The sequence below is a fragment of the Dyadobacter crusticola DSM 16708 genome (genome assembly GCF_000701505.1).
Classification (GTDB): domain Bacteria; phylum Bacteroidota; class Bacteroidia; order Cytophagales; family Spirosomataceae; genus Dyadobacter; species Dyadobacter crusticola.
Genome location: NZ_JNJB01000033.1, coordinates 1 through 7,351, shown reverse-complemented (window position 1 = coordinate 7,351; position 7,351 = coordinate 1). Strand labels below are relative to the sequence as shown.

General features: G+C 44.7%; 10 protein-coding genes. 6 read left to right on the top strand and 4 right to left on the bottom strand.

From position 1 onward, the window contains the following. Positions 1 to 232: transposase (locus Q369_RS0121905; protein WP_031529877.1), on the bottom strand; the 232-nt coding region annotated here is incomplete at its 3' end. A gap of 440 nt (positions 233 to 672) precedes the next feature. Here Q369_RS0121905 and Q369_RS0121895 point away from each other — a divergent pair. After that, positions 673 to 1,272, top strand: a complete 600-nt coding sequence (locus Q369_RS0121895; protein ID WP_031529876.1) for a 2'-5' RNA ligase family protein — start codon at positions 673 to 675, stop codon at positions 1,270 to 1,272. Positions 1,273 to 1,278: 6 nt separating this feature from the next. Beyond that, positions 1,279 to 1,761 carry a GyrI-like domain-containing protein gene (locus tag Q369_RS0121890; RefSeq protein WP_031529875.1) on the top strand — a complete coding sequence of 161 codons (483 nt, stop codon included), beginning with the start codon at positions 1,279 to 1,281 and terminating at the stop codon, positions 1,759 to 1,761. A gap of 4 nt (positions 1,762 to 1,765) precedes the next feature. On the opposite strand, the gene Q369_RS0121885 is transcribed toward Q369_RS0121890, so the two are convergent. Together Q369_RS0121885 and Q369_RS0121875 are read right to left on the bottom strand one after the other, a co-directional pair. Then, positions 1,766 to 2,359, bottom strand: a complete 594-nt coding sequence (locus Q369_RS0121885) for a 2OG-Fe(II) oxygenase (RefSeq protein ID WP_031529874.1) — start codon at positions 2,357 to 2,359, stop codon at positions 1,766 to 1,768. Between the two features lie 520 nt (positions 2,360 to 2,879). Then, on the bottom strand, positions 2,880 to 3,614 hold the full coding sequence (locus Q369_RS0121875; protein WP_031529872.1) for a DNA-formamidopyrimidine glycosylase family protein: 735 nt from the start codon (positions 3,612 to 3,614) through the stop codon (positions 2,880 to 2,882). Between the two features lie 95 nt (positions 3,615 to 3,709). Between Q369_RS0121875 and Q369_RS0121870 the strand changes: the two genes are divergently transcribed. Continuing rightward, positions 3,710 to 3,919, top strand: a complete 210-nt coding sequence (locus tag Q369_RS0121870; protein ID WP_031529871.1) for a hypothetical protein — start codon at positions 3,710 to 3,712, stop codon at positions 3,917 to 3,919. Positions 3,920 to 3,944: 25 nt separating this feature from the next. Further along, entirely contained in the window at positions 3,945 to 5,096 is a 1,152-nt protein-coding gene (locus tag Q369_RS0121865; protein WP_051664212.1) for an AI-2E family transporter, read from the top strand. A gap of 74 nt (positions 5,097 to 5,170) precedes the next feature. On the opposite strand, the gene Q369_RS0121860 is transcribed toward Q369_RS0121865, so the two are convergent. Beyond that, a complete protein-coding gene (locus tag Q369_RS0121860) occupies positions 5,171 to 6,163 on the bottom strand; it encodes a ScyD/ScyE family protein (protein ID WP_031529869.1) in 993 nt (330 codons plus the stop codon). Positions 6,164 to 6,382: 219 nt separating this feature from the next. Between Q369_RS0121860 and Q369_RS0121855 the strand changes: the two genes are divergently transcribed. Both Q369_RS0121855 and Q369_RS28005 read left to right on the top strand, forming a co-directional pair. Beyond that, on the top strand, positions 6,383 to 6,964 hold the full coding sequence (locus tag Q369_RS0121855; RefSeq protein ID WP_031529868.1) for an O-methyltransferase: 582 nt from the start codon (positions 6,383 to 6,385) through the stop codon (positions 6,962 to 6,964). A 132-nt stretch (positions 6,965 to 7,096) separates the two neighbouring features. Further along, the coding region (locus Q369_RS28005) for a transposase (protein WP_035333703.1) at positions 7,097 to 7,351 on the top strand (255 nt) is incomplete at its 3' end.

Here is a 7,351-nt window from a genome sequence, read left to right as displayed (position 1 = left end):
TGGAATACAATTCTTTCTCCTTTGTATTTTCAGTGTCATTCCCAGCCGTCGGTACCTCTTTGCTGAACACGAGCTCCGCCTTTTCCAGAAACTCCCGCTTCCAGGCCGCTATCTGCGTTGGATGAATCTCATACTTGGAGGCTAGTTCCTGGACGGTCTGAACCTCTTTGATAGCTTCAATGGCCACTTTGGCTTTGAAGCTTGCGCTGAATTTTCTGCGTTCCTTTTTCATAGTTAACTACTAAAATAGAAATTTAAGTAGCTGTCCAGATTTTTGGGAGTATTATATAATGTTTCCTTTCTAATTCTTCTATAATCTTTGCCAGAGTACTGATTTGATCAAAAATCTCGTCCACTTCTTTCTGCGTTAGCCAGTCCAAACGATCGCGTAGCGCTTGTTGTAAAACTGCTTTAAACATTCACAGTTAAAATAAATCCATTAGATATAAATTTGTTATCTGACATAACAAAGACCATTTTGTGACTTCGTCTTTAATATTTACGCCACACCAGAAAAAAGGTAACGCTTTCGGAAGGATTTATAATCCTGATCAATGCAATCAGGTAAGACAAGACTCCGGGCAAGAAAGCTCGATTTAACTTAACGGAACATAAGTCATTTCCAAAAATCGCTTCACTTAAATACTTTTACGACAAACAATCAGAATTCAAATGCCAATCCTAGCCGCCTACTCCCTCGCCATCATGCCCAGCGCTACAATCCTGCAAGAAGTAGCCGAAATGAAGCAGCAGTACCGTGGTGCAATCGGTAAAAGTTATGGCAGCGCGAATGCAGAGGCACATATTTCACTCGATGGGTTTGAAGCAAGTGAAGACGATTACGCATATATTTTGGCAGAGTACCGCCGAATTGTATCTGAGCTCGATCCCTTTAATATTGTCTTTTCCGGTTTCGAGGATTTTGACCGGGGTAACTTTTCTGCTTTTTACATCAGATTAACGGAAGATTCTTCTGAAGAAATCCGTAAACGGACTGCAACAGTTATGACGACTTTTGACAAAAAGATCAAAAAGCAGTACATGCGAAAGTGGGCTGACGAATCTAAAAACCCGCATATGTCCATTGGGAGGCGGCTGTCGAGAGAGTGGGTTGCGCTGGCTTATTCCATATTCACCAAATATGAAGCGAGCTTCCATTGCAATGCATTTGCGATCAGGAAGTATAATGACAAACGGCGCCAGTATGATGTTGTAGACGTGCTTCCGCTGCTGGGTGCTCCCGTGGTGCAGCTGGATCTTTTTCAACCTTAACAGAACATGTTTCCAAGAATAGAGAATATACCGGAAAAGAAACTGGTCGGTCAGCACATGCAAATGTCTTTGACTGAAAACAAGACTTTCCAGCTGTGGAGCGGGTTTATGCCCCGTAGGAAGGAGATTACCAACGCAGTTTCGACAGACCTGATCTCTATGCAAGTTTACGATCAGGATTTCTTTTCACCAGCCAGTGTATTTGAGAAATGGGCTGCCGTTGAAGTCAGCGATTTTGATCAGGTACCGCAGGGAATGGAAACATTTATATTGCCGGCTGGTATGTACGCGGTGTTTCACTACAAAGGAATACCAGATAAATTTGAAAAAACCTTTAAATGGATCTTTGGCATCTGGCTGCCATCTTCTGAGTTCGAAGTAGACAGCCGGCCGCATTTCGAATTGCTCGGCGCGAAGTACAAAAACAATGACCCTGAGTCGGAAGAAGAGATTTGGGTTCCTGTTCGGATTAAAGATCTGATAACCTAGTTTATCACCCTACTTTCAGCCAGCCCGTAATACTCAGTCTCACTTTGTTGGTCAGCAGTACTTCATGTTCCAGCTCGCTGCTTTTGAAGAAGATACTTTTCCCGCTGACAGGCGAAATATCCTGCGCCCGGTTAGCGTGGTGGATCCGGAGCTCGCCGCCATCGCCATCGCTCCATTCCGCATTGAGATAAGTGATCATCGAATATTGCCGGCTTGGATTACTGCGAAACTGATCCAGGTGTTTCTTGTAAAAACTGCCTTCGGGATACAACGCATAATGAAATTCATAACCCGTAATGCCCGTGTAACAGGTACTGTTCAGGTATGCTACAAACTCGTCGATCAGATCAAAAAATTGATTTTCAAAAGCATCGTTGTGCTTGCGGTCGAGCCAGTAGATGAGGTCGCTGCGGTACAGCTTGTCGTGTAGTACAATCTTTTCATTTCCTGTGCCGGCAGATTGAAACTGATTACTTTCCAGCAACTTGTACAAATTACTCTTCAGGTTTGCAGCGAGTAAATCGCTCAGGAAATTTTCTGCTATCCCCACTTTATGATCGATGTAGCTGTCGATCAGTGTATCAAATGTTGTTTGCAAAAAGCGAAGATTCAGCGTAGTCCGAAAGCCGGATCCGGTGAAGGTAGCGCTATTATCCTTCTCTTAGACAATAAGTTGTGTTTTGTTTGTTTGTCACCGGATCTGTTTCAAGGGCGGCAAGTTTTTCGAACGAAATAGCATTGAATCCAAAGCTGGAACAGAACGCAGGCTGGTAGAGTAGAATAGGAAAAAACAGGAAGGATGGGCGTAGCGGTGTAATCCTCCTTTCGATAACTGTGGTCATTCACATGAACCGAATTCGCTCGCATTACCTTCATTCGGGCTTTTCAGAAGTTTACTTCTGTTTTATTCCAAACAAGGTAACTGTTTGCGAGCCGGACCGGTTTCCCCATAATCGTCAAATTACACGCATAGCCAGGAATCCCCATTTGGAAGCGCCATTGTTGAACGTTCATGACTATCTGCTTCCACATCCCGAATGGTTTCATAAAAGCGACGGGCACTGGAATGTGCATGGTAAACGGCTATGGTTAAAACGTGTCAATGAAATGGTGCTTGATCAAAACCGCTCCTGGCAACTCTCGCAGAAGTAGCTTCGCCGCTTTGTTTTACCAAGATACTCTTTGTGAAAAGGAATGTTACAGCGCGGACAGATCTTCTTTGTATGTGCCAGCCAATGCTTTTTCAGTGTGTTTTCCTTTTTCCATTCTAAAAAATCAAACGAGTAGTTCCGCGTTTCTTCGACCATTTCCTGCAGCTTCTTGCCTGGTATTTCGCCTATTGCGCTGAGTGGGTGGACCTTAATGCGGAATAGCACCTCATTCTTAATGATGTTACCACTTCCGGCAAAGATATCCTGGTCAAGCAGCGCGTCGCAGGCGAGCGTTGTGGGTCGGGCTTTCAGCTTCTTTAATGCAGCTTTTGCATCCCAGTTTTCCGACATTACATCTCCCGAGAAATCATAAATATCTCCCAGAGGTTCATCCAGTACTACAACTGAGCATACATAAAAGTTGAGCTCGTGTTCGTCAAAGAGCAAAGTCAGGCGCGGATTAGTTTTCTTCTGCTCGTCGATCAGGTAACTTCCGAATAGCAGGAAATGAATGCGGACGGTGAAATCTTCAAAGCAGATCAGAAAGTGTTTACCCCAGGATTTGAAATCGGTTACTTTCTTACCAATCAGCCTGTCCATATCAATCTTGGCGTAACCCTCGGCGTGACGGACTGTTTTTCCTTTCAGATTGAGCGTTTCAATCTTTTCTCTCAAAATAATAATAGACGGACCTTCCGGCATAGTGCAGCAGTTTGTGTTCCATAGCTTTGCTCAACAATAATGCCAGCCCGGCATACTTATTATACGTTTAGCATCTGTCACCAAAACACAAAACCATGCGCAATTTCATGATTACCATCGCTTCGACTTCTGAGGAAAATATATTGACTTTCGAGCGGCACATTATTCAGAATGATACTTTTCCAAGTCAGTCGTATATTACGAACGTTGTGAACAGGGGAGGACCGGAGCAGGTGAAAGGAGAGGTAATTTCTATCGTCGAGATTTCCGATCAGGATGTTGCTGACTATGAAGGCCGCAGCTAATCAACTTTAATCGACAACCATTTATATGGGATTTTTCTCCAAGAAGCCTGACGATAATGACGCATCTCAGCCTCAAATTTTCCCCGTAGAGCGGAAATATCCATTCTACATACAGGCGCCGATGGTTTTCATCGGGCTTTACCTGCTTTTCTATTTCATGCATCTTTTGCAGGATATCATTGTGCCTTTCGCTTTCGCCGGGCTGATCGCCATTTTGCTCAATCCGCTTTACAATCGGTTTCAAAAATGGAATATCAACAAGATACTTGCGATTGTACTTACGATTCTCCTCGCAGTTCTCGTTGTTGCGGGAATTGCATTTTTCCTTTCTTCGCAGATCGCTCAGTTTGGTGAAATGCTTCCGCAGCTTAAAACGAAGGCAGCGTCACTAATTCACGAACTACAATCCTGGCTCTCGGTCAAATTTAATGTGTCTAATGAGAAGCAGACCAGTATGGTTAACGACGCATTGGACGAAGCGATGAACAGTGGGAAAACCTATGTGGGGAAAACGTTGAATACGGTATTCGGCATTTTGAGCTTCTTTGTACTTATCCCACTTTATATTTTCCTTCTTCTTTACTACAAGCCGCTGATCCTCAATTTTATTTTCGAAGTTTTTGATGAAAATAATTCAGAGCAAGTCGCTGAGATTTTGCAGGAGACGAAAGGTGCTGTACAGAGCTATATCGTCGGCCTGATGATCGAGACTTCCATTATAGCCGCATTGAATTCTGCTGCATTGCTTATTCTGGGAGTTAAGTATGGCTTGCTGCTCGGCGTGATCGGCGCAATACTGAACCTGATCCCGTATATAGGAGGATTAATCGCGATTATTCTTCCGGTACTGATTTCATTTATTACCAAAGACGGGATCACTACGCCGCTGTTGATCGTGGGCGCTTACTCGCTCATCCAATTTGCTGACAACAACATCATTGTACCGCGGATTGTATCTTCCAAAGTGTCAGTTAATGCATTGATATCCATTCTCATTGTGCTGCTTGGAGGTACACTATGGGGAGTCAGTGGGATGTTCCTCTCGATTCCGTTTGTCGCTGTATTGAAAATTATTTTCGACCGCATCGAGGAACTGAAACCCTGGGGCAAGCTACTCGGCGACAAAATGCCCGAAGATGCGCCCAAGCAGGTTGTTAATCCAAAAGAAGTGCGGTAGCCCGGCATTCCGGATTAAGCATAAAAAAATCGCCGCCCCGGTTAGGAGCGGCGATTTTTCTTGTTTGCTGATGTTTAGTAAGTCAGTTTTTGAATGGTACCCAGCGGCATGCTGATCACATAAAACTCGCGATCACCTGTGCGTTTAATGTCCGTCGGCATCATCAAGCCCCCAAGCAATACCTTTCCGTCTTCGTTCAGGACAGCTCCTGTGAATGGCGTGAAGCCTCCTGCGAAGTCTGCAAGTTTCACAACAAGCGGCTTGTTGTTGGCAGTCAGTGTGATGTGCGTCAATGTAGTAAAGCCATCTTTGTAAATGCTAACGTGGCCGCTCATATCCACAGCGAAGATCTTCGCGCTGCCCGGAACAAATGGTCCGCCTGAAAGCGTGCTGATCAGGAATTTACTTCCGTCGAAAACAATTCCGGTTGGTACGGCATCTACGATCGGTGCTGTGCCTACCTTAGGAAGTACTGCAAAAAGGCTGATCGCTCCGGTGTTATTGTCTCTTTTGAAAATTGCGTTAGCCCCAGCGTCAGCCATATAGATGTTGCCATCAGGACCTACGGTCATGGAGTACAGGTTAGAGTTGACAGGCGTAGTCAATCCCAATGCCCTGATTTGATTGCCGTATTCGTGAACAATCAGGTCAGAAATAGACTTTTGTGCATCGCCGGCATTGAAATTCGATACATCTGCGATGTAAAGTTTACCGTCGATCCCATGCAGTATATATAGCTTGCTGTCGTGGAACATTACGTGGCTGATACCTTCCGCTCCGCCCTCGGGACCCATTACTGAGGTAAACCCGCTGGCAAATGTAGTCTTGGTACCATCCGGGGTGATCATTACAACTGCACCGTCATTGTTACCGGTACCGATCTCTGAAACCCAGAGATTACCTCTGTTATCTTTATCCATTCCGATCGGCGCACGTAAGCCGGAAAACAGGTTGGATGCAGTAAGCTCAGTTGGCTCAGGAATAGGTACAACGTGGTCTGTACATGCAATTACAGCGGCAAAAAGAAGCAGGGATGCAAGAATTGAAGGCAGGAATCGTCTTTTCATAAGAAATGATTGTAGGTGGAACGTTGAATGATTTAGTTGAGAGTGGCGAATGCCGCGTTAAAAGTAAAGAATTTGAATCCGGACAGAATCTGCTGACAACTTTATTGACCAACTTTCTTATTAACCGGTTACAACATACATGCAGGATGCAGCAACTATTTGATTCTGAAGGGCTGCGGACTATTTTCACGTCAGTATCCACCAATCACACCATTTCACATGACGGAAGAAATTGTTCAACCTATTCCAAAAACTTATGTCGCCATTGATGAGCAGACAAAAGAATCGGGTTTCACGATGGCCTCGGACATACATACCTGCTCGTTGCTGAAAACACTGGCTGCGTCGAAACCTGGCGGTAAATTCCTCGAACTAGGTACAGGGACAGGGTTATCGACCTGCTGGATACTCGACGGAATGGATGCGAATTCCAGTCTCGTTTCCATTGATAATGAGGATAAGTTCCTGAAAATAGCCGATCACTTTCTGGGCGCCGATCCGCGTCTCTCGTTGGTATTAACCGATGGCGCAGCGTGGATTGAAGCGCACAAGGAGGAGAAATACGATTACATTTTCGCTGATACCTGGCATGGTAAGTACCTGCTTTTGGACGAAGTACTTGACATGCTCAATCCAGGTGGATTTTACATTATCGACGACATGCTTCCCCAGCCCAACTGGCCGGAAGGTCACGACATAAAAGCCCGTAATCTGATTGAATATCTCGACAGCAGAAATGACATTGTGCTGACAAAGCAGGTTTGGGCAACCGGGATTATAATCGGAGTAAAGGTTAGATAGCGTTCGGGCCGTAGTATTTGTTAATAAATAAAAAGAAGAGGCTGTCTCAAATGAGGCAGTCTTTTTTCATTTTAGAGGTTTGGGTAATTTTTCTGGATTGATTATCTTTAGTTATAAGCAAACCAAAGAAAAATGGGTCGCCGACAGCCTAATTTCAAGCCTTATCACCAGCATCAGTTGATGCTGCTTCCTCCAAGTTTAGAAGATCTTGTCCCCAAAGGGCACGTTGTCCGGGTGGTCAACGATGTGATCAATAAGATCAATTTAGAGCCGCTCAATGCCGCCTACTACCTGACCGGTCCGGCAAGTTACCATCCCCAGATGCTGTTAAAAGTGCTCGTATTTGGCTATATGAGCAATATTTATTCAAGTAGAAAGCTGGAAGCG